Genomic DNA, 23,703 nt, shown 5'->3' on the forward strand with positions numbered 1-23,703 from the left:
AACAAATTATACAGAAAGAGATGGTTCTAACTTTGTACAGCTTATCATTTTAGTAGAAATTGTTGCCATTTCTCGTATTTATGCATATGTATTCGTCGAAATGTTTATATTTTTTTCTGTCACCGTCAGACAATCTTTCCATACATAATTTCTTATAATAGCTCCAAAAGTGCGGAAAGGGGATAGTGAAATGACGAGTATTGAATGGTATAACACGGCAAATGTAGGCGAACAGAAATTAGGAGTGAAAAAAAGGCAGTTGTTAATAGGATCTTTATTTTTTTTAACATCCTTCTTTTTAGCTCAGTCTGTTGTATTTGAAGCGGCCGTACCTTTCTCAGTACCTTTTTGGGCAATTATTCGAACGAAGTATAAGGAATATGCCAAATATGTTCTGTTCGGTGGTTTGATAGGCTGTTTTTTCCTTGGTCTTGGACAAGTCTTCATTTTAGCATTGCAGATTGTCATGTATGAATGTATTATGCGCTTCCGTTATTGGCAGCTACCACAAAGTATAGCAGTATCTTTAGCGGTACTGCTTGTGCAGATAATGTGGCAGGGAGTTATGTATCAAGGTTTACCTCCGGTGCTTGTGCAATTTTATGTAGGCTGTGAAGCGGCTTTAGCTCTTATTATGACGCTGTTTATGCAAGTGCTGTTTGTCAATTCTCATGAATGGTTTACGAGTCATTGGACTTATGAGAAGTTAGGCTCTGGTTTAGTTGTATTTGCTGCTATGCTTACAGGGATGCAAGCGATAGTTGTTAGTTATTTTTCACTCCCCATTTTTTTATTGCAGCTATTCATTTGCTTCGGTGCGTTAGTAGGAAGTGTACCATTAGCGACGGTTATAGGAGCCGTGCTCGGGACTCTCATTGGTGTTGCAAAACTTTCATTTACGGGTATGCTGTCTGTAGCCACCTTAACAGGATTGTGTGCCGGGATGGGGGCTCGTGTTGGAAGATTCGGTGTAGCAATTGGCAGCATCTTGCCAAGTGTGTTTTTTTTATTTTACGATGCAACATTGCCGTTAGATAGCGTTTATTTTACATCGATTGCTGTTGGGAGTATCGTTTTTCTAACCATCCCGAATAAATATACCGAAAAGGTGCGGGACAAGCTGTTTCCACAGCGTGAGGAGATCTTACTAGCCCGTCAAAATTGGTTAACAGAGCATGTTACGTTTAAATTAGAACATTTTCAGCATTTTGTACAGTTTATGAAGGAGCTTGTGTTTGAGCGTTTTATGACCGCCCCATTAGAAGCGGCGAAGGAAGTGTCACCGATGAATACATGCTTAAGTTGTTTCCGCTATGATCGCTGTTGGGGAGCGCAAAATAACGGAATGGATAAGCTCATGACAGACTGGTTTCATATGAAAGGCGTTGGAAAGGATTCTGGTATTCATCGTGTCGAAGAACAAATACGCTATAAATGTGTGAAATCAACGAAAATTTTCGAAGAATTAGAAACAGAGCTGTACAGAGAGCGCATTAATGGTCAGTATTTTCATGGTAAGAAAATGATTGCGCTTCAGCTACGTGATATGAGCAATCATCTAAATCAGTTAATAGCGGAGATGAAAGAAGAGACTATTTCATTCGTTAGTGTGGAGAAGGACATTACTCAACGATTAAAAGATGCTCATATTGAATGTTTTCAACTAGATGTGCTTAGTAATAAGCCTGGAGCACGAAAAATTGTCTGTGCTTTAGCACCAGCACGAGTCAATTGGGAGGAAGACACATCATTAGCTGAACGGATGATATTGCCCATTTTATATGATATTTTTGAAGAACCATTTGAAATTGAAAAAGTAGTAGCAAGTGATATACCGTTTCGTCACATTCAAGTAAGCTTTAGATCAGCTATTAGCTTTGAAGTAGAGTATGATATATATAGCATGTCTAAAGAAGCGACCTTATATTCCGGTGATTCCCATGCTTTATTTCAATTACATCCAGGACTATTTGCAATTTTATTGTCAGATGGTATGGGTCAGAGTAAAGAAGCACAGCATGAGAGTAGAAAGTTAATACATTTAATGCGAGAATGTTTAAATTACAATATGAACCCAGAGACTGCGATGCATACGTTGCATTATGTCATGTCCTTAAAGCAACAAGATGATATGTATGCAACGCTTGATTTTGCACTTGTCGATTTACAACACGGTGATTTATGGTCGTGGAAGGCTGGGGGAATGTCTACGTACATTTTACGTGGGAAAGAGGTGCTGAAGGTTGAAAGTAATGCAGCGCCTGTAGGTTTTTTATCCATTTCAGCAGTCGAGGCTGAAAAAAGAAAGCTTAAAGCTGGCGATGTGATTTTGATGCACTCTGATGGATTATTTTCAAGTGTTGATGATTGGGACGAGCAAGAAGAGGTATTTTTAGCGTATGCGCAGCAAGTAGCAGGAACTACTAAAACCATCCAGGAAAAACTAACAACGATTATGCAATCCTTCCAATCTTACTATGCCATTGAAGACGATTGCACTGTATTGATGTTAGAGGTTACACATGTTGTACCTACATGGGCTGTGTTTAGGCCAGTTCAACACTCTATGAGCAATTCATCATAAAAGAGAACGAAAAGGGGAGGAGAAGCGTTTGTCACTTGAATTAAAGGTCAAAAAATTTATCGAAGAAGAGCAATTATTACAGCAAGACGATCATCTTCTCATCGCCGTTTCGGGTGGAGTGGATTCAATGGCTTTGCTCCATTATTTTGTCAAAACAAAAGAGCAGTGGGGAATTACGATTGGAGCCGTACATGTTGATCATATGCTAAGAGGAGAGGCATCTGCTGAGGACAGAGCGTTTGTCCAAAAATATTGTGATGAGAATGGTGTATACTTATATGCAAAGGCAATTCCAATACCAGAGATTATAGCTTCAGAAAATGGGAATACACAGCTTATTTGTCGTAGAGAGCGGTATCAATATTTTAAAGAGGTCATGGGAAAAACAAATGCTAGCAAGCTTGTAACTGCACATCATGCGGACGACCAACTGGAGTCAGTATTAATGGCCCTGACAAAAAATGCAACGATAAATGGTATGCAAGGTATACGTTCAAAACGTATTTTTGAAGGAAAAACATTAATTCGTCCGTTTTTAACGGTTACAAAGTCCGAAATAAGGGAATATTTACTTAAGCAAGGTTTAGATTATAGGGAAGACGCTAGCAATGCTAAGGACACCTATGTACGCAATCGTTTTAGACATCATGTGGTGCCTTTGTTGGAGGCAGAAAATCCACGAGTAACAGAGCAAGTAACCCATTTTACTAAACAATTGCAAGAAGATGATGCCTATTTAATGACATTAGCGGAGGATGTATTTTCTAGAACAGTAGAAAGAATTGACGGAAATACATATAGCATGGAAATTAAGGCTCTTCAATTGGTACCACTTGCTTTACAAAGGAGGCTCATTTTAATACTATTAAACTATCTTTACAAAGATTCAAATACGATACAAAGTTATGCTTTATTGACTTCAATTTCAAAGCTTTGTGATACGACAGCTGGGTATGCTGAAGTTCACTTACCAGAAGATTTTATAGCAGTTCGCCGTTACGGAAAATTAACGATTCAGAAGAAAGAACCATTAGAAGGTCAAGCTTCTCCTGAGAAAAAAATTGTTTCGACTGCTAATGGGTGGACAACGCTGACAAATGGTGAACGTTTATGCGTAGTCGAGTTGCCTGATTTATCGTCTGAAATGCTGACGGATACTGCACAACTTTTTTATTTTAACGCTAGCAAACTCAAACTTCCACTCTATGTTAGGGCGCGTAAGGACGGGGATAGAATACTGTTAAAAGGAATGGATCAGCCAAAACGCTTATCTCGCCTTTTTATAGATGAAAAGATTCCTTTAAATGAGCGGAATAGCTGGCCGGTACTGATTTCTCAATCTGAAGAGGTCGTAGCGGTAATTGGTGCGCGTATGGGAATGTTGTTTTCAACCTCTCCGCAACCAAACGATGATACAGTGCTCATCGTAGACTAAGGTCTTTGTAAAATTTCACCGCAAATGGTTGAACATTTTTTTATACACCCGAGGAGGAATCGATATGTTACAAAAAGACATCGAAAAAGTTATGATTACAGAAGAACAATTGCAAGAAAGAATCGCTGAATTAGGAGGACAATTGACAGAGGAATACAAAGATTCATTCCCGTTAGCTGTTGGTGTTTTAAAAGGAGCGATGCCTTTTATGACAGACTTAATGAAACGTTTCGATTCTTTCATTGAGCTAGATTTTATGGATGTTTCTAGCTATGGCAATGCTACAGTTTCATCTGGTGAAGTAAAGATTCTAAAGGATTTAAATACAAGCGTTGAGGGGCGTGACGTATTAATCATCGAGGATATCATTGATAGTGGCTTAACGTTAAGCTATTTAGTAGACTTATTTAAATACCGTAAAGCAAAGTCCATCAAAATCGTTACATTGTTAGATAAACCATCAGGTCGTAAAGTAAACTTAGCAGCTGATTATGTTGGTTTTGAAGTACCGGACGGTTTTGTTGTAGGGTATGGTTTAGACTACGCAGAGAAATACCGTAATTTACCATACATTGGCATTTTAAAGCCGGAAGTTTATTCTTTCTAACAAGTAAGAAGTCAACGAAAGAACACCAGCTATGAAGAGTAAGAGCCTCCAGTGTAGGTCATAGATGTTTTTTTTAACTTCTTCAGCGGGTGTTCAAGCACTCGTTGAAATTGGGGAACTTAGGCTAAGAACTTCACATCCTGTGAAAACGCCTGAGTGGCCAACATCTGTTGTTGTTGCCGCTTCGCTTTCGCACAAAAGACATTTGTTGGACTACAACCTCCAGACGCAATTATGCCGAGGCGTAATCGATCATAAATCAAAAAAATCTAGGCAAATTGTTCTGAAGTAACGGATACAAACGCTGGAACATAGTAAATAAATGCATAAATATGTTTCGATTTCGACAAAAATCGCACGAAACTTTTTTTATGTAGGGCTTTTCGTTGTATGATGAAATCATGATATGTTAAGATTTTACTTATAATTTTTCTGTTGTAATGAGGAGGCTGGAGATGAATCGAATATTTCGATATACCATATTCTATTTACTGATTTTCTTAGTGATTATCGGTATTTTTGGTACTTTCAATGGTGGAACTTCACCAACGAAAGAGTTAACTTATCCCGAGTTTATAGAAGCTCTAGATAAGAATGAAATAACAAGTGCTACAATTCAACCTGATAAATCAGTATACGTCGTTGAAGGTACATTGAAGGGATATGAAAAAGGAGAAAGCTTTACTGCAAACATCCCTACCAATAACCCATCTTTAATGGACCGCATCGATGAGGCTGCTAAGGATAAGAATAGTAATATTAAATATTTAACAGCACCAGAAACAAGTGGATGGATTCAGTTCTTTACAGGAATTATTCCTTTCATCATTATCATTTTCTTATTCTTCTTCCTAATGAGTCAATCTCAAGGTGGCGGTAATAAAGTGATGAGCTTTGGTAAAAGTAAAGCTAAACTTTATGACGATCAGAAGAAAAAAGTTCGTTTTACAGATGTAGCGGGTGCTGATGAAGAGAAAGCAGAGCTTGTAGAGGTTGTTGATTTCTTAAAAGATCACCGTAAATTTACTGAAATTGGTGCTCGTATTCCAAAGGGTATCTTACTTGTGGGTCCTCCTGGTACAGGTAAAACATTACTTGCACGAGCAGTCGCAGGTGAAGCAGGCGTACCATTCTTCTCGATTTCAGGTTCTGACTTCGTAGAAATGTTCGTCGGTGTCGGTGCATCACGTGTTCGTGACTTATTTGAAAATGCAAAGAAAAATGCACCTTGTATCATCTTTATCGATGAGATTGATGCAGTAGGTCGTCAACGTGGCGCAGGTCTTGGTGGTGGCCATGACGAGCGTGAACAAACATTGAACCAATTGTTAGTTGAAATGGATGGTTTCGGGGCAAACGAAGGTATTATTATTATCGCTGCAACAAACCGCCCAGATATTTTAGATAAAGCGTTATTACGTCCTGGTCGATTTGACCGTCAAATTACAGTAGGACATCCTGATGTAAAAGGTCGTGAAGCGATTCTAAAAGTACATGCTCGCAACAAGCCTTTAGCAGATACAGTAGATTTAGCAGCTGTTGCACAACGTACACCAGGTTTCTCAGGTGCCGATTTAGAGAACTTGTTAAATGAAGCTGCACTTGTAGCGGCTCGTAAAAGTAAACGTACAATTAATATGGCAGATATCGATGAGGCATCTGACCGAGTAATTGCAGGTCCAGCAAAAGCTAGCCGCGTTTACTCAGCGAAAGAGAAGAAACTTGTATCCTTCCATGAAGCCGGACACGTAGTTGTTGGTTTAGAGCTAGATGAAGCAGATACAGTACACAAAGTAACAATCGTTCCTCGTGGTCAAGCTGGAGGTTACGCGATTATGCTACCGAAAGAAGAACGTTTCTTCACAACAAAACAAGAACTATTAGACCGTATTGCGGGACTTCTTGGTGGTCGTGTGGCAGAGGAAATCGTACTTGGCGAAGTATCAACTGGGGCACATAACGACTTCCAAAAGGTAACAAGTATTGCGCGTGCCATGGTTACTGAATATGGTATGAGTGAAAATCTTGGTGCAATGCAGTTTGGTTCAAGTCAGGGTGGGAATGTATTCCTTGGTCGTGACTTTAATTCAGATCAAAACTACTCTGATTCAGTCGCTTATGAAATTGATAAGGAAATGCAAAAAATTATCGATTCGCAATATGAGCGTACTAAACGAATCCTAACTGAAAAACGTCATTTACTTGATTTAATTGCAAACACATTAATGCAAAAAGAAACATTGAATGCGCAAGAAATCGAGCACTTACGTGATCACGGTGTCTTACCGGAACCAGAGGTAGAACCGGTTGTGGAAGCTCCTAAAGCTGAAGCTCAACCAATATTGGATGTAGTTGGTGAACAGGCTGTTCAAAAAGAATTGCTTAGCAATGAGCCGGATCCAACAACAGCTGATTTACCTAAAGAAGGTAGAGAATCGAATGATACACCAAAAGGTATCGATGAAAAGCGTGATTAATATGAGAAAGACTGTTTACGATTTTAGTAAGCAGTCTTTTTCTTTGCCTTTTTTCTGTAATAGGTATTACGATAGAATCTATATTACGCAGCTGCGTATATAGGTTCTTAATTTTTTAGGACCAAAATAGATAGGAGTGTTGTAACGTGGGAAATGTAACATTGAATAATGGTTTAGAGATGCCGTTAATCGGCTATGGCGTCTTTCGAGTGCCTGAAGGGAATGACTTGGCTGAGGCGGTTAAAACAGCTATTGCAAAAGGTTACCGTAGCATTGATACAGCCCAAGTGTATCGCAATGAAGAAAGTGTTGGACGAGGAATTCGTGCAGCAATTGACGAGGGCTTAGTAACACGTGAAGAATTATTCGTAACATCAAAGGTTTGGAATGATGGACTTTCCTATGAAGAAACACTTGCAGCTTATGATAGTAGTTTAGAGAAGTTAGGGCTAGACTATTTAGATTTATATTTAGTTCACTGGCCAGGTATAGACACAAATTATGTTGATGTTTATAAAGCGCTTGAAAAAATCTATCAAGATGGCCGTGTACGCTCAATTGGCGTTAGTAATTTCCATGTGCACCATTTAGAAAATTTATTAAAGGAAACATCAGTTGTTCCTGTTATTAATCAAATTGAATTCCATCCGCACTTAACTCAAGAGGAAGTACGTGACTATTGTAAGGGAAAAGGAATACAGGTAGAAGCATGGTCACCACTAATGAATGGTTCTTTGTTGGAAGAATCATTGATTCAGCAGCTAGCTTCTAAATATGGCAAAACGCCAGCACAAATCGTCTTACGCTATGATGTGCAGCATGGTGTAGTCACTATTCCAAAAACAATGACTCCTGCGCGTATGACGGAAAATCTAACGGTCTTTGACTTTGTATTAACAGAAGAAGAAATGGCTCAGTTAGATACACTAAATGATGGACTACGTTGCGGACCAGACCCAGAAAAATTTAATTTTAAATAAAATGTAAGGAGCTACCTAATATGATGGTGGCTCCTTTTTTTTAATATGGATCTTCGGCAAATCGAGGGGTTGATTTCCGTTCCGACTGAGCGCGTCCGATGAGCCGCTTCACTCGCGTTGCTCGCTCCAGGGTCTCATCTGTGACGCTAATCCCCAAGGAGTCGCCCAGCCTCCACTCCAATCAACCAAATCACATGACATACGTTTTAACAAAGTAAATCAATTGATTCACATAGCAAGTATCCTTAGACATGTAGTTTTATAGCAAAAGGGTTTAGTCTGTGCGAAAGCGAAGCGACAGCAACAAAAGGGTTTAGTCTGTGCGAAAGCGAAGCGACAGCAACAACAAATGCATAAATTTTATAAAAGTTCTATACTATTGCTGATTGGAGTGGAAGGCTACTCGACTCCCGTAGGAAAGCGAGACAGGCGAGACCCTGCACGGAGCGGAGGAAGCGGCTCGTCGCTCGCCCACAGGAAAGCGAGTAGCCTGGAACGGAAATCAACTGCACTTTTTAGTATTAGATTTAATTTGAAAGGAGCTACCTAACAACTAGGGTTTCTCCTTTTTACAGTGAGCATGTATGCTATTTCATAGTAATAAAAATGTGGTATCATTTTCTAAAGTGTTTTAACTTCTTTGTGTAAGCGCAAATCCCATTCCGGACGCAATTATGCCGGGGGATAATTGATCTTTATTTTTTGTGCATGAGTATGCATTGTTTTAGTTGTATCAATCGCATAATGACAGGTACAATGACGATGAGGGGCAATAAATAGGAGGCATCAACCATGATTTTAGTTTTAGATGCAGGAAATTCGAATATCGTATTAGGTGTCTATGATGAAAACGATCAATTGGCCTTCCATTGGCGTATGGTGACAGACCTTCATAAAACAGAAGATGAATACGCAATGCAAGTATTATCTTTCTTTAATCATGCAGGTATTTCATTTGAACAGATTACAGGTATTATTATATCCTCTGTTGTCCCACCAATAATGTTTTCGTTAGAAGCGATGTGTCAAAAGTATTTTCGTAAAAAACCGCTCGTTGTAGGACCAGGTGTGAAAACAGGATTGAATATTAAATATGAAAACCCACGTGAAGTTGGCTCAGACCGCATAGTGAACGCTATTGCAGCTCTTGATGTTTATAAAGCACCATTGATTATTGTTGATTTTGGTACTGCCACAACATATTGTTACTTAAACGAAAAGGGCGATTATATGGGCGGTGCTATCGCTCCAGGTATTTCGATTTCAACGGAGGCGCTCTATACACAGGCAGCAAGATTGCCACGTATTGAAATATTGCGCTCAACACATATTGTTGGAAAGACAACGGTATCTGCGATGCAAGCCGGGATTTTTTATGGCTTCGTTGGGCAAGTTGAGGGAATTGTTAACCGCATGAAAGCACAAAGTAAGGAAGAGCCTTTAGTAATTGCTACTGGAGGATTAGCAAATTTAATTGCTGGGGAGACGCAAACTATTGATGTAGTCGATCCGTTTTTAACATTAAAAGGCTTATATAAGCTATATAAACGCAATCAATAAGAAATGAGGGACATTTCATTTATGAAAGACTATTTAGTACGAGGTTTAGGGTTCAATGGACAGGTTCGCGTTTTTGCAGCTTGTACAACAACAACTGTAGGAGAAGCACAACGTCGTCATAATACATGGCCTGTTGTGTCGGCAGCCCTTGGTCGTTCTATGACTGCTGCGGTGATGATGGGTGCCATGTTAAAAGGTGAGGAAAAAATAACTGTTAAAATTGAGGGTAACGGTCCAATCGGTCCAATGGTAATTGACAGTAATGCGCACGGTGAAGTACGTGGCTTTGTAACAAATCCTCACGTTCATTTCGATTTAAATGAGCACGGTAAGCTTGATGTTCGAGCGGGTGTTGGAACAGAGGGTTCATTAACAATCGTAAAAGATCTTGGCCTGAGAGACATGTTCTCTGGACAAACGCCAATTGTATCAGGTGAAATTGCTGAGGACTTTACTTACTATTTCGCTACATCGGAGCAAGTGCCTTCATCAGTTGGATTAGGGGTTTTAGTAAATCCTGATAACACAATTCTTGCAGCTGGTGGCTTTATCCTTCAATTAATGCCAGGGTGTGAGGAAGAGACAATCAATGAAATTGAGCAACATCTTGCTACTATAGAGCCTGTTTCAAAAATGATTGAAAAAGGTTTTACACCTGAGCAAATTTTAGAAGCTGTATTAGGAAAAGGCCATCTACAAATTTTAGATTCCATGCCGGTAGAATTTAAATGTCAATGTTCAAAAGAGCGATTTGGTGCAGCGATTTTAGGGTTAGGGATACAGGAGATTCGAGAAATGATTGAAGAGGATGGCGAAGCGGAAGCACAATGTCACTTCTGTTTAGAAACATACCACTTCTCAAAAGAAGAGTTAGAAGGATTCATCGATGAGCTCAACGCGTAATCGACGACCTTTATCCTCTGCAACACCCAACCAAACGCCCTTATTGCAACGTCGTCTGAAGACAAAACCTGCTTTAACAGTTATTGCAATCTTATTATTAGGAAATATTTTATGGTTTATTACTTGGTTAATTCCTAATAAAGACCAGGAAATTGGTAGCGACGAGCAAGTCGCTGCCGTTGACGGGGATATTATTACGCGTCAAGAGTGGATGGTTGCCATGGAAGAACGCTATGGTAAAGAGACGCTACAAAATTTAGTGAATGAATCTGTGATGGAAAAGGCAGCTGAAAAGTTTAAAATACAAGTAACGGATAAGGAGATTGATTTAGAATTAGCCTTAATGCGTTCTGCTCAAGATAAATTTGATACTGCCATGCAAAACCTTTCATCAGAGCAACTGCGACAAAAAATCCGCTCACAGCTTATTTTGGATAAAGTACTGACAAAAGATATGGTTATAAAAGAAGACAGTATTGAAAAATATTATGAGGAAAATCAGGCACTGTACAATACGAAAACAAGCTATCGTACGAATTTTATAGAAGTGGATTCGAAAAAAGCTGCTGAGGAAGCATCAAAGGAAATAAAAGATCCCTCTGATTTTTCGGTGCTAGCACGTGAAATTTCAGTAGACAGTGCGTCAGCTAGCTTAGGCGGAGATATTGGTTTCCTCACAGAAAAACAGGAAAATGTCGATCCAGCCATTTTAAAAGCAGTGAAGGCTTTAAAAGCAGGTGAGGTCAGTAAAGCGTTTAAGCTTGCTAACGGTCATTACGGAATTGTACAAGTTCAAGAGATAACAGAAGGACAATCCTTTACATATGACGATGTGAAAGAACATATTGAACGTGAGCTTGCGTTAGAGCAACTGCCACAACATGTTACACCGGAAACGTTTTGGTCTGAATTTAATGCAACTTGGTATTACGGTGAAGCGAAAAAAGGTAAATAACAGATTGCTCTGAAATGAGTATCGATTATGCCTAGGCATAATCTCGTCCGGAATCGGCTTTGTGCTTAGGCCTGCAGATGTTTTTTGTGCGAAAGCGTAGTGCTAACGCAGCGTCAGCAACAGATGTTTTTTGTGCGAAAGCGCAGTGCTAACGTAGCGGCAGCAACAGATGTTTTTTGTGCGAAAGCGTAGCGACAGCAACAACACAGCACGATGTTGGTCACTCAGTCGTTGCCACAGGACGTGGCGTTCTTAGACTGAGTTCCTCTATTTCAGCTCACCATCTATAGAGGTGGGAGACTTCTGTATCTGTCACTTCGCTTTCGCTACATAAAAATAATTGCTGAAAGAAGTTAAAGAATCTGCGAGATATCTGCGGGAAAAGTGAGCCAGGGAAACCCCTGCAGACGTTTAGCGTCAACAGAGTAATGGCTGCCCCAGGATATTGAGCAGATTTTTGTTTTCCTTCATTTGCCCAAAAAACTTTTGACGTAATTACGCCAGGGCGAAATTTAATTTGGATCGGTTGTAATAAATATTCTGAAAATATAAGTTATATTTATTGACAATCGAATGGAAAAATTGATAAAATCAAAAATAAGTAAAACCTATAAAATTAGTAGGGATTAGGAGTGGATTGATAAATGAGTAGATTAGCAAACTCAGTAGCTGAATTAGTTGGTAAAACGCCAATTGTTAAATTAAATCATGCAACAGGTGAAAACGAAGGTACTGTTTATGTAAAATTAGAATATTTTAACCCTGGTAGCTCAGTGAAAGACCGTTTAGCTTTAGCGATGATTGAAGCGGCTGAAAAAGATGGTACATTAAAGCTAGGTGGTACAATTATTGAACCGACTTCTGGTAACACAGGTATTGGTCTTGCGATGATTGCTGCCGCTAAAGGTTATAAAGCGATTTTGGTAATGCCAGAAACAATGAGCTTAGAGCGTCGTAACTTATTACGTGCATATGGTGCAGAGCTTGTATTAACACCTGGACCAGCAGGTATGAAAGGTGCAATTTCTAAAGCGGAGGAATTATCTGCTGAGCATGGCTACTTCTTGCCACAACAATTCACGAACCCAGCCAATGCGGTTGTTCACCGTTTAACAACTGGTCCAGAAATTGTAGAAGCATTTGAAGGTTTAAAATTAGATGCATTTGTTGCTGGTGTCGGTACAGGTGGTACTATTACGGGTGCGGGTGCCGTGCTAAAAGAGAAATATCCAGATATTGAAATTATTGCTGTTGAGCCAAAAGATTCACCAGTACTTTCTGGCGGTCAACCAGGGCCTCATAAAATTCAAGGTATCGGAGCTGGTTTCGTACCTGAAGTGTTAGATACAGATGTATATTCTTCTATATCTCCAGTTGAAAATGAGATTGCTTTCGAGGTAGCTCGTAAAGTAGCACGTGAAGAAGGCATCTTATGTGGTATTTCATCAGGTGCAGCTATTCATGTTGCGATTGAAGCAGCAAAACGTTTAGGTAAGGGTTCTAATGTTCTTGCAATCGTACCTTCTAATGGGGAACGTTATTTATCAACACCTTTATATCAATTTGAAGACTAATCCAATTATTTGTAAGTAAGGGCTCCTTTAACGAGGAGTCTTTTTTTTAGTCGATTTGCACAAAATTTGTGCCAAATGAAAAATACGACCCTGCAATCAATAATTAAAAAAACTGCCCGTAAATGTTAGTAGTATAACTAACATCTATGGAGCAGTTCAAAAAATATGATTAGAATAGTCTTCACTATACAACTGTATTACTTAAGACTTTTACGAAGCCATTGTTAGTGGCAGTTTTAATTAATTGACTAATAGATTCACGTGCTTTAACAGTGGATAAATACCATTTATCTGCAGTAACATCATGAATTAATACTTCTGGGTATCCATTCAATTCTTCATCCGAGAAGGGTCCATTTAAAGAATAAAGGTCAAACTGTTGAATGCTTTTATTTTCATGACTCATAAAATTATATTGCCCATCCTTATAATAGGAACCCGGATCGTCTAGATTAATTTGCCATGAATAGTTAGCAGGGGCATCAACAACTTTTCCTTTATTTTCAGTGAAAACTTTATATAAGGCTTTATTATAGGTGTTCCCTTGGATCTGCTGTACGATCCCACCCATTGTCATGTGGTATTCATATTGAGTAGCTTTTACTTTTACATTGTTTATAAGCAATGACGCAGTATCCACTGTTACTGTGGAATTTTGATAATTGACCTGACAACCAAAAGTCTCTGCAATAAATCGAATAGGAACAAATAGTCTATTGTTCTTTAAATACGGTTTGACATCAAGTAACTCTGTTTTACCGTTTTTTATAACGGTGTTGCTATTCGGTTGTAACGTTATCTGCATTTTGTTATTCGTTAGTGTTACTTTGGAGTCTTTCCAATTTACTGTTGCTCCTAAATTTTCGCTGATAACACGCAAAGGCACCATTGTTCGATTATTCTTAGTTTCTGGTGCTGCATCTGTAGTAACGACAACACCATCGATCTTAATTGTACTATTTGCCGCATATGCAGGTAGAGAAGTCAGCGTGAGGATCATTACAAGGAAAATTCCCGAAAAAATCTTCTTCATTGTATAACAGCTCCTTTTTATAAAACAAGCATACATAATTAGAAAATTTTTCTATTTACTATTAATATAGCAAAAGCTCTTCTTTTAGACAATTTGTAAAGTTGAAATACATATTTACGCTTTCAGTACAAAAGGCGCTTGTGGCTGACGCTTCGCTTTCGCTACATAAAACAATTGCTGAAAGAAGTTAAATTTTACATGGTAATTGAAAAATATTCGCTTCAAAACAATATTCAAGTTAAGATGGAATCACATCATATGACTTAAAGGGGAATAGCAACTTGAAGACAATACTGACGAAAACAATATCGATGGATGCAGACTCGTTTTTTTATAGTTATAAGAAGCAAACTGAAGCAGAACAAGCACATGTATTTTTAGAAAGTGGACGCGGAGGAAATTTTACAATAGCTGCTTGGAATCCGCTAGCTATAGCACAATCAATCGAGAATGGTTTACTTGTAAATTGGAGAAATGGTGAGACTGAAAACTTAAATGGTGAACCTCTTGCTTTGTTAGAGAAATTAGTGGAGAACTATCACGTTTCATATAATGCGGAGCTTCCTGTTTTTCAAGGTGGAGCTATCGGGTTTGTTTCATACGATTACGCTCGTAAAATTGAAGTGTTACCTAATAATGCTGTCGATGATTTACATATACCAGATATCTACTTTTATATTTTTGATTGCTGGGCAGTACACGATGTGAAAACAAATAAAGTAACGCTTATGAAGCTAACAGACTGTAATGTGGATTTGGAAGAATGGGCTAATGTGTGGCAAGAGGCCGCGCAAGAAGGATTGCTTACACGTAAATTTGAAAAAACAAGCGCTGTAGAAATAGTAAATGACGAAAGTGAATTGTTAGTATCATTTGCTGGGACTGCCTTTGAGGACGCGGTAAGTAAAATCCAAACATACATAGCGCAAGGCGATGTATTTCAAGTGAATTTGTCGGTACGCCAATCCAAAAAGTTAAATGCAACTGCAATGGATGTATATGAAGCATTACGTGCATTTAATCCTTCACCTTACATGGCTTATATAGAAGCACCTGATTTTGCTGTCGTTTCTGGTTCACCTGAGCTTTTGGTGAAGCGTCACGGTAATGAGTTGTCTACTCGGCCGATCGCTGGTACACGACCAAGAGGGAAATCTGAGGCAGAGGATTTAGCGTTAGCACAGGAATTGATTGATAACGATAAGGAACGTGCTGAACATGTAATGCTTGTTGATTTAGAGCGCAATGATTTAGGAAGAGTATCTACATATGGGACGGTTGAAGTAGATGAGTTTATGGTGATTGAACGCTATTCACACGTGATGCACATTGTTTCCAATGTACGAGGAGAAATAGCTGAAGGGAAATCGAATGCAGATGTAATCCGTGCTATGTTCCCAGGAGGAACGATAACAGGTGCACCTAAAATTCGTACGATGGAGATTATTGAAGAATTAGAACCTGTAAGACGAGGATTATATACAGGTTCAATTGGCTGGCTAGGTTACACAGGTGATATGGAATTTAATATTGTTATTCGTACAGCATTTGTTAAAGATGGAGTAGCGCATATTCAGGCAGGAGCAGGCATTGTTATTGATTCTGTACCGGAAAGAGAATACCAAGAATCTTTAAATAAAGCGAAGGCGATGTGGCAGGCAAAGGCAATGGCGGAGGAGCGAGCAAAATGATTTTAATGATTGATAACTACGATTCTTTTACGTATAACCTTGTACAGTATTTTGGGGAGTTTGGTCATGAATTAGTGGTCAAAAGAAACGATGCATTAACGGTGAAAGATATTGAGCAGCTTGCACCAGATATGATTGTCATTTCGCCAGGCCCATGTAGCCCGAATGAAGCAGGTGAAAGCCTGAACATTATTAAGTATTTCGCGGGAAATATTCCGATTTTAGGCGTTTGCCTTGGCCATCAAGCCATAGCCCAAGTATTCGGAGGGAATGTAATACGAGCTGAGCGTCTGATGCATGGTAAAACATCACCTGTACTACATGCTGAAATAGGTTTGCATAAGGGGATGCCAAATCCATTTGCAGCTACTCGTTACCACTCCTTAATTGTAGAGAAGGAAACGTTACCGACATGTTTTGAAGTGACGGCATGGACAGAAGAAGGCGAAATTATGGGCATTCGTCATAAGGACTATCCAATTGAGGGAGTGCAATACCATCCTGAATCGATTATGACGGAGCAAGGTAAAAAGCTTCTACGCCAATTTATAGATTTGTATGTTGAGGGAGCGAAGTAAATGCTGTGCTGGATGAATGGAGACTACATAGCGGCGCAGGACTTGAGCATTTCACCATTTGATCATGGATTTTTATACGGGTTAGGCTTTTTTGAAACATTTCGAACGTATAAGGGAAAGGTGTTTTGCTGGGAAGCACATATGGAAAGGTTGCAAATCGCGCTTTCTCAATATCGTATTCATATGCCGTATCCTGAAGAGGAATTACTTAATGTTGTTCAGCAATTAAATGAACAAGCCGATGGGCAGGATGGGTATTTCCGAATAAATGTCTCAGCTGGAGAGCATAGTATCGGTTTACAGCCTACTGAATATAGACAACCGAATGTTATTGTTTTTCGCAAAGAATTACATGATACACCTCGAGGTATGGAAAAAAACGCACAGTGGCTTGTAACACCGCGTAATACTCCTGAAAAAGGGCTTCGAGTGAAATCGCACCATTATGGCAATAACGTTCTTGGGCGTTTTGAGATGCCATCTCTGGCGCAACAAGAGGGCTTCTTTTTAACGGAAGAGGGCTTTGTTGCTGAAGGTGTAACATCAAATATCTTTTGGGTGAAAGATGATATACTATATACGCCTTCCTTAGAGACTGGTATTTTACCTGGAATTATCCGAGCGTGGGTAATAGAGCGAGCACAATCTCTTGGGATCAAAGTGAAAGAAGGTTTCTTTACTAAAGAGGATGTAGAGCAAAGTTCAGAGTGCTTTATTACTAACTCTATACAAGAGCTTGTTCCAATTCTTAAATTAGAGAGCAAGCAGTTATTAGGCAATAAAGGGCCTGTTTATTCGCGTTTACATGAAACACTTGTCAATGAAGTGGAACAAGAATAGAAGGAGAATTAACATGCTAGAAAAATATACAACACCATTAACTATTAACGGTATCACGTTAGACTATACAGAGGAAACTTTTGTGATGGGTATTTTAAATGTCACACCGGATTCATTTTCAGATGGAGGAAAGTACAATAACGTTGAAGCTGCTGTTGCACAAGCGAAAAAAATGGTAGCTGATGGCGCTAAAATTATTGATGTTGGTGGAGAATCAACACGGCCAGGTTATGAACGTATTTCCGATGAAGATGAAATTGCACGAATTGTACCAGTTATTCAAGCTTTAGTAGCTGAAGTGCCAGCAGTTATATCGGTTGATACGTATAAAGCGAACGTAGCTCGTGCAGCCATTGAAGCCGGTGCGCATATTATTAATGATATTTGGGGAGCGCAAGCTGAACCTGAAATCGCTCAGGTTGCCGCAGATTTAAATGTACCAATTATTTTAATGCATAATCGAGACAACACTAATTATGGTACTGATTTCTGGATGACGGCAAAGGCTGACTTAGAGAAGAGTATTGCTATTGCTCGGAATGCAGGTATACCAGATAATCATATTATTTTAGATCCAGGCATAGGCTTTGCGAAAACTACCGCTCAAAATATAGAAATGATGCATCATTTAAAGGATTTAGTAGCAATGGGTTATCCTGTTTTGCTTGCGACTTCACGTAAATCAATGATTGGTAATGTCTTAAAGCTGCCTGTTGAGGAGCGTATAGAAGGTACAGGAGCAACAGTTGTTTACGGTATTGAAAAAGGCTGCCATATGATTCGTGTACATGATGTAAAGGAAATGGCGCGAGCTACACATATGGCTGATATTTTAGTGGGTAAGCGTATTTATAAGGAGGAAGCGTGATGGACTATATTCATTTAAAGGATATGCAGTTTTATGGCTATCATGGCGTTTTAGCAGCGGAAACAACACTCGGCCAACGCTTCCGTGCCAATGTATCACTTGCTGTAGATATGACAAAGGCTGGAGAGACGGATGACTTAAACTATACGGTGAACTATGCAGAGGTTTATGCGTTATGCCGTGATATCGTAGAAGGAGAGCCTTTCAAGCTTATTGAAGCACTTGTATCCAAAATAGCAAACAGTATTTTAGAGACATACTCAGAAAAGGTTAAGGGTGTTCGCGTGGAGCTTATTAAACCAGACCCACCAATCCATGGCTATTATAAAGAAGTATCGGTAGAGGTAACGAGAGGTGATTACTAATGAATGATGTGTATTTATCGATCGGTACAAATATGGGAGATCGACTTGAAAACCTACAACATGCTGTTACCCTTTTAAAGGGCAAAGAGGAAATTGAAGTTGCACACATTTCTTGTGTTTATGAAACAGCTGCTGTAGGCTACACTGACCAAGCAGATTTTTTAAATATTGCTGTTCATATTAAAACGAGTTATTCATCTTCCGAAATGCTGAAAATTTGYCAATGGGTTGAAAGTGAACTTGGGCGTATTCGTGAATTTCGATGGGGCCCTCGAATCATAGACCTTGACATTCTGCTCTACAATCACGAAAATATTGAAACAGAGAGCTTGATAGTTCCACATCCAAGAATGTATGAGCGAGCTTTCGTATTAGTACCACTAATAGAAATTACGCCTGTACCAGTTGGAAAACAACTGCAAAGGGCACATGATATAATGCAACAGTTGGATTGTGAAAAGGAAGGCGTAACTTTATGGCTAGCATCAGAAGAGCTAAAAATTATGCAGTCCGTTAATTAAGTTTCTAATCCGGTAGTCAAAGATTATCGGTGTATTGATTGCCTATAACTTATGTGTCAGTGGGTATCCAAACATCCGGTTAAAGCCTCTGGACGCAGTTATACCGAGGCATGATTGATTTGCATAGCATTAACGACAGATATTTTTATAGAGGAATAGTTGAAAACCTCTAGGAGGAGGAAAACAACGTTGAGTCAGACAACTGAGAAGCCGTTTCAAATTGGCGATATAGTCATGGACAACCGTGTCGTATTAGCACCAATGGCAGGAATCTGTAACTCTGCTTTCCGTTTAACTGTTAAGGAGTTCGGAGCAGGGCTAGTTTATGCAGAAATGATTAGTGATAAAGGGATTGTCCAGAAGAACGAAAAAACACTAGGTATGCTTTATATCGATGAGCGTGAAAATCCACTTTCATTACAAATTTTTGGCGGTGATAAAACAACGCTAGTGGAAGCGGCCAAGTATGTAGATGAAAACACTACTGCCGATATTATCGATATTAATATGGGCTGCCCAGTTAATAAAATTATTAAATGTGAAGCGGGCGCCCGTTTACTTTTAGATCCGAATAAATTATATGAAATGGTGGCAGCTGTTGTAGATGCAGTAAAAAAACCTGTCAGCGTGAAAATGCGTATTGGTTGGGATGACGAGCATATCTTTGCTGTTGAGAATGCACAAGCTGCCGAACGTGCTGGTGCTTCAGCAGTAGCTGTTCATGGACGTACACGTGTACAAATGTACGAAGGAAAAGCAAATTGGGATATCATTCGTCAAGTGAAGGAAAATGTAAAAATTCCTGTGCTTGGTAATGGTGATGTAGAAACTCCTCAAGATGCAAAACGTATGCTAGATACTACTGGTGTGGATGCAGTAATGATTGGACGCGCTGCTTTAGGTAATCCATGGATGATTTATCGTACAGTTCAATACCTTGAAACTGGTGAGCTAAAGGAAGAGCCTAGTGTACGTGAAAAAATTGATGTGTGCTTGCTTCACTTTGAACGCCTTATGCAATTAAAAGGAGAATCAGTGGCTGTACGTGAAATGCGTAAACATGCTTCATGGTATTTAAAAGGTATTCGCGGCAATGGTAAAGCGCGTAAAGCGATTAATCAAACAGAAACTGCAGTAGAGCTTCGTGCACTATTAAATGGAATTGTACAAGACTATGAAGAGCTTGAATCTAAATTAATAGTACCAGAAGCGAAAGAATTAATTCTTTAATACATTAAATAGACGTCTCACTGTTCGTTTTGAGACGTCTATTTTTCTGCAAACTTCAATTTTTAGAATTATTAATCATTTCTTCTCTTATGGAAATTAAATCGAAACAGATGATTACAGCAATAAAATTGTGTACAATAGAAATATTATGGACGTAAACGCAACGCGGACAATTTAATAAGGAGTGAAACAAGTGTCAAACATAGAAGAATTAAATGATCAGCTTTTGGTGAGACGCCAAAAAATGACGGCTATTCGAGAAAATGGTCTAGATCCATTTGGTAGTCGTTTTGAACGTACGCATTTATCAACAGAAGTGCGTGAACAATTTGCAGATCAAACGAAAGAGCAGCTAGAAGAAAACCTACAAGAGGTAATTATTGCGGGTCGTATTATGACGAAACGCGGTAAAGGAAAAGCTGGCTTTGCACATATTCAAGATTTAGGTGGCCAAATTCAAATTTACGTTCGTCAGGATCATGTTGGCGAAGAAGCATATGAATTATTTAAACAAGCTGACTTAGGCGATATCGTAGGTATTCGTGGTAATGTATTCCGAACACAAGTAGGAGAGCTTTCAGTAAAAGCTGAAGGATTTACATTCCTATCAAAAGCTTTACGCCCTATGCCAGAAAAATTCCATGGCTTACAAGATGTTGAGCAACGTTACCGTCAACGTTATTTAGATTTAATGACGAATGAGGATAGTAAAACAACATTCATTACTCGTTCTAAAATTATCCGTGCTATTCGCAATTATTTAGATAACTCAGGATATTTAGAAGTAGAAACACCAATGCTTCATACAATTGCTGGTGGTGCAGCGGCTCGTCCGTTTATTACACACCATAATGCACTTGATATGGAATTATATATGCGTATTGCAATCGAATTGCATTTGAAACGTCTAATTGTTGGTGGACTAGAGAAAGTATATGAAATTGGCCGTGTTTTCCGAAATGAAGGGATTTCAACACGCCACAACCCTGAATTCACAATGATAGAGCTGTATGAAGCTTATGCGGATTACAAAGATATTATGTCTCTAACTGAAAACCTTATTGCTCATGTAGCTCAAGAGGTATTAGGTACTACTACAGTTCAATACGGTGAAGATGAAATTAATCTTGCTGTAGGCTGGAAACGAGTTCATATGGTAGATGCAGTAAAAGAAGCTACAGGTGTAGACTTCTGGCAACCTATGACTAAGGAACAAGCTCAAGCGCTTGCTAAAGAACATGGAGTAGAAGTTAAAGAAACACATGAGGTAGGGCATATTATTAACGAGTTCTTCGAGCAAAAGATCGAGGAAACTCTTGTTCAGCCTACATTTGTTTATGGTCATCCAGTAGAAATCTCACCTCTAGCGAAGAAAAACCCAGAGGACGAGCGTTTCACAGACCGTTTCGAACTATTTATCGTTCGACGTGAGCATGCAAATGCCTTTACAGAACTAAATGATCCTATTGACCAACGTGAACGCTTTGAAGCTCAGTTAGCTGAAAAAGAAGCTGGTAATGATGAAGCACACGAAATGGACAATGATTTCATTGAAGCATTAGAATACGGTATGCCACCAACAGGTGGATTAGGTATCGGTATCGACCGTTTAATCATGCTTCTTACAAATTCACCATCAATTCGCGACGTATTATTATTCCCAACAATGCGTCATACTACTAAATAGTTGTTTTAAAAGGATATAGTACGACTATATTCGGGATAAAAAGCGGTAGTAGAGCTAGGGAAAATAGCTTCATTAAGAAGTTATTGTGAATAAGCAGGAGTCGAGGTGCGAAAAAAGCACTAAGACTCCTGTTTTGCATCCGCTGAGATGAAATAGTATTACATTAGATAGTGTTTGAAAAGTTTTAACTTCTTTCAGCAAGTGTCTTTTGTACCGAAAGCAAAGCGTCAGCTACAGAAGTCTCCCACCTCTATAGGTGGTGAGATGAATGCGGATTTAAGCTACTTTTTAGTGGGTGTCCAAACACCTGCTGAAATAGAGGAACTCAGTTTAAGAACGCTACATCCTGTGGCAACGACTGAGTGACCAACTTCGTGCTGTGTTGTTGCTGTCGCTTCGCTTTCGCACAGACAAAAACACGTTGTTGCTGTCGCTTCGCTTTCGCGCAAAAAACATTTGTTGGCCTAAAGCCTCCGGCGGATGTCGCAGAATCGGAAAGGAGTTAACAAAGGATGTTAGCCTAAAATCATCGCATCCATGCGATAACGGTTAACTGACCTGCATCACGCAGGCCCAAAAACAAAGCCGATTCTGGACGCAATTATGCCGAGGGATAATTGATTTAGAAAGAATTAAGTAGAGTATTTAAATGATGTACGAATATAAGGTATACTTTTAGAGTTCTATAATTTGCACATAAAGTAGAAATAGACATTATCAGAAGTTTTAATGGAGGCTTATAATGAATTATAAAATTTTTAACAAACAAGTATTTGAACAGGCACAAGTGCGCTCAGTTTCAGATGTTGTGTTAACTGAGGAAGAGCTTGAACATGGTATGAAATTGGCGGTTTCTAAGTCAGATCCAACTCTTACTTTATATTTAGTGGATATAGACGGTCATAAGAAATTCGATGTCCGTTGGGATGATTCCTCTGAAATTTTCAGCGGTTGGTATTCGGCGTGGGATAATTTCACTTGGTGCTTAGATGTAGCTGATAAACAAAATAATTAAAATTAGTAGATTTATTAATTTTGATTACCGCTTTTAAAAGGGAACTTATTAGGATTTCTTTTTTCTTGTTTTCTGTAGCAGAACAATAAAGTTAAAAAAGTAACAAACATGAATAAGTAGGAGTCGAGGTGCAGGAGAACCACTTTGGCTCCTTTTTTTTGCGGTTGAGTATTTGTTAGAGCAATGGCGCGTTTATATCTTTGATCCTGTACTAAGGGGAGCTTTAGAAAGTATCCTTAGAAAAAGACGTATTTTGATACGCTTCTTACTTTAGTTTGTTGAGATTTATGAGAAAGAGATGTATAGTAAAACAAATAAAGTGATAGCTAGAAGATTATAAGACTTATGTAGTGCTCGAAAGATCATAAAATAGCTCACTAATTCTATATTTATAGAAAAAGATAATTTTATAGTAAAAACACTTGCGGTTGTGTTGGAATCGTGATAAATTATTACTTGTCGTTAAGACGACGCAAGAAACGAAACGAATTCAAAAAAACATTTAAAAAAGATGTTGACATTGAAATCGTAGAGTGATATTATATAAGAGTTGCTGCTTTTGAAAAGAAGTGAAAAAACTTCTAAAAAAGAGTTGACAACAAAAACAAGAAGTGTTACAATATAAAAGTTGCTGTTGAAGAAGCGGCAACGAAATGAACCTTGAAAACTGAACAAGCAAAACGTAATCAATAAAGTTTTTAGTAGCTAGCCTTGAGTTAGTGAACGAAACAAAATTTTGGACATCAAACATGATGCCAGCAAAACAATTTGAGCTAATCAAATTTCTTTTTATGGAGAGT

General features: G+C 38.8%; 20 protein-coding genes. 18 read left to right on the forward strand and 2 right to left on the reverse strand.

Annotated features, from left to right (window positions below; genetic code table 11):
- Positions 1-190: 190 nt before the first annotated feature.
- From AC1DCY_RS20755 to cysK, 9 genes are all read left to right on the forward strand, one after another.
- Positions 191-2,584: a SpoIIE family protein phosphatase gene (locus AC1DCY_RS20755; protein WP_477353264.1), complete on the forward strand. Its 2,394-nt coding sequence runs from the start codon at positions 191-193 to the stop codon at positions 2,582-2,584.
- 28 nt (positions 2,585-2,612) lie between these two features.
- The gene (gene tilS / locus AC1DCY_RS20760) at positions 2,613-4,019 is read left to right on the forward strand and encodes a tRNA lysidine(34) synthetase TilS (protein WP_477353266.1); all 1,407 of its coding nucleotides are present in this window, start codon (positions 2,613-2,615) and stop codon (positions 4,017-4,019) included.
- A gap of 64 nt (positions 4,020-4,083) precedes the next feature.
- Positions 4,084-4,626, forward strand: coding sequence for a hypoxanthine phosphoribosyltransferase (gene hpt / locus AC1DCY_RS20765; RefSeq protein ID WP_477353268.1), 543 nt, complete (start codon positions 4,084-4,086; stop codon positions 4,624-4,626).
- 455 nt (positions 4,627-5,081) lie between these two features.
- Complete coding sequence (ftsH, locus tag AC1DCY_RS20770) at positions 5,082-7,103, forward strand: ATP-dependent zinc metalloprotease FtsH (protein WP_477353270.1); 2,022 nt, start codon at positions 5,082-5,084, stop codon at positions 7,101-7,103.
- 146 nt (positions 7,104-7,249) lie between these two features.
- Positions 7,250-8,083: an aldo/keto reductase gene (locus AC1DCY_RS20775; RefSeq protein WP_477353272.1), complete on the forward strand. Its 834-nt coding sequence runs from the start codon at positions 7,250-7,252 to the stop codon at positions 8,081-8,083.
- Between the two features lie 792 nt (positions 8,084-8,875).
- Positions 8,876-9,643, forward strand: coding sequence for a type III pantothenate kinase (locus AC1DCY_RS20780; RefSeq protein ID WP_477353274.1), 768 nt, complete (start codon positions 8,876-8,878; stop codon positions 9,641-9,643).
- Positions 9,644-9,664: 21 nt separating this feature from the next.
- Positions 9,665-10,546: an Hsp33 family molecular chaperone HslO gene (hslO, locus tag AC1DCY_RS20785; protein ID WP_477353276.1), complete on the forward strand. Its 882-nt coding sequence runs from the start codon at positions 9,665-9,667 to the stop codon at positions 10,544-10,546.
- Positions 10,530-11,501 carry a peptidyl-prolyl cis-trans isomerase gene (locus tag AC1DCY_RS20790; protein ID WP_477353277.1) on the forward strand — a complete coding sequence of 324 codons (972 nt, stop codon included), beginning with the start codon at positions 10,530-10,532 and terminating at the stop codon, positions 11,499-11,501. Before hslO ends, AC1DCY_RS20790 begins: the two co-directional genes overlap by 17 nt.
- 644 nt (positions 11,502-12,145) lie before the next feature.
- Positions 12,146-13,075, forward strand: coding sequence for a cysteine synthase A (cysK, locus tag AC1DCY_RS20795; protein WP_477353278.1), 930 nt, complete (start codon positions 12,146-12,148; stop codon positions 13,073-13,075).
- Between the two features lie 184 nt (positions 13,076-13,259).
- On the opposite strand, the gene AC1DCY_RS20800 is transcribed toward cysK, so the two are convergent.
- Entirely contained in the window at positions 13,260-14,108 is an 849-nt protein-coding gene (locus AC1DCY_RS20800; RefSeq protein WP_477353280.1) for a copper amine oxidase N-terminal domain-containing protein, read from the reverse strand.
- A gap of 281 nt (positions 14,109-14,389) precedes the next feature.
- Here AC1DCY_RS20800 and AC1DCY_RS20805 point away from each other — a divergent pair, with 281 nt between their 5' ends.
- The 8 genes from AC1DCY_RS20805 (at position 14,390) to lysS (ending at position 21,888) form a co-directional block, all read left to right on the forward strand.
- Positions 14,390-15,799, forward strand: coding sequence for an anthranilate synthase component I family protein (locus AC1DCY_RS20805; protein WP_477353282.1), 1,410 nt, complete (start codon positions 14,390-14,392; stop codon positions 15,797-15,799).
- On the forward strand, positions 15,796-16,377 hold the full coding sequence (pabA, locus tag AC1DCY_RS20810; RefSeq protein WP_477353284.1) for an aminodeoxychorismate/anthranilate synthase component II: 582 nt from the start codon (positions 15,796-15,798) through the stop codon (positions 16,375-16,377). Before AC1DCY_RS20805 ends, pabA begins: the two co-directional genes overlap by 4 nt.
- Entirely contained in the window at positions 16,378-17,217 is an 840-nt protein-coding gene (gene pabC / locus AC1DCY_RS20815; protein WP_477353286.1) for an aminodeoxychorismate lyase, read from the forward strand. It begins immediately after the preceding gene.
- A gap of 13 nt (positions 17,218-17,230) precedes the next feature.
- Positions 17,231-18,085, forward strand: coding sequence for a dihydropteroate synthase (gene folP / locus AC1DCY_RS20820; protein ID WP_477353288.1), 855 nt, complete (start codon positions 17,231-17,233; stop codon positions 18,083-18,085).
- Positions 18,085-18,450 (forward strand): dihydroneopterin aldolase, encoded by a 366-nt coding sequence (gene folB, locus AC1DCY_RS20825; protein WP_053485347.1) that lies wholly within the window; start codon positions 18,085-18,087, stop codon positions 18,448-18,450. Before folP ends, folB begins: the two co-directional genes overlap by 1 nt.
- Positions 18,450-18,971, forward strand: a complete 522-nt coding sequence (folK, locus tag AC1DCY_RS20830) for a 2-amino-4-hydroxy-6-hydroxymethyldihydropteridine diphosphokinase (protein WP_477353290.1) — start codon at positions 18,450-18,452, stop codon at positions 18,969-18,971. Before folB ends, folK begins: the two co-directional genes overlap by 1 nt.
- Positions 18,972-19,160: 189 nt before the next feature.
- Positions 19,161-20,201 carry a tRNA dihydrouridine synthase DusB gene (gene dusB / locus AC1DCY_RS20835; RefSeq protein WP_477353292.1) on the forward strand — a complete coding sequence of 347 codons (1,041 nt, stop codon included), beginning with the start codon at positions 19,161-19,163 and terminating at the stop codon, positions 20,199-20,201.
- Positions 20,202-20,385: 184 nt separating this feature from the next.
- Positions 20,386-21,888, forward strand: a complete 1,503-nt coding sequence (lysS, locus tag AC1DCY_RS20840; protein ID WP_477353294.1) for a lysine--tRNA ligase — start codon at positions 20,386-20,388, stop codon at positions 21,886-21,888.
- Between the two features lie 281 nt (positions 21,889-22,169).
- Here the strand turns inward: lysS and AC1DCY_RS20845 are convergent, their stop codons facing one another.
- Positions 22,170-22,337: a hypothetical protein gene (locus AC1DCY_RS20845; RefSeq protein WP_477353295.1), complete on the reverse strand. Its 168-nt coding sequence runs from the start codon at positions 22,335-22,337 to the stop codon at positions 22,170-22,172.
- 293 nt (positions 22,338-22,630) lie between these two features.
- On the opposite strand from AC1DCY_RS20845, the gene AC1DCY_RS20850 reads away from it, so the two are divergent.
- Entirely contained in the window at positions 22,631-22,903 is a 273-nt protein-coding gene (locus AC1DCY_RS20850; protein ID WP_477353297.1) for a hypothetical protein, read from the forward strand.
- Positions 22,904-23,703 lie beyond the last annotated feature (800 nt).

The sequence above is a fragment of the Lysinibacillus sp. 10T31 genome, assembly GCF_056394365.1.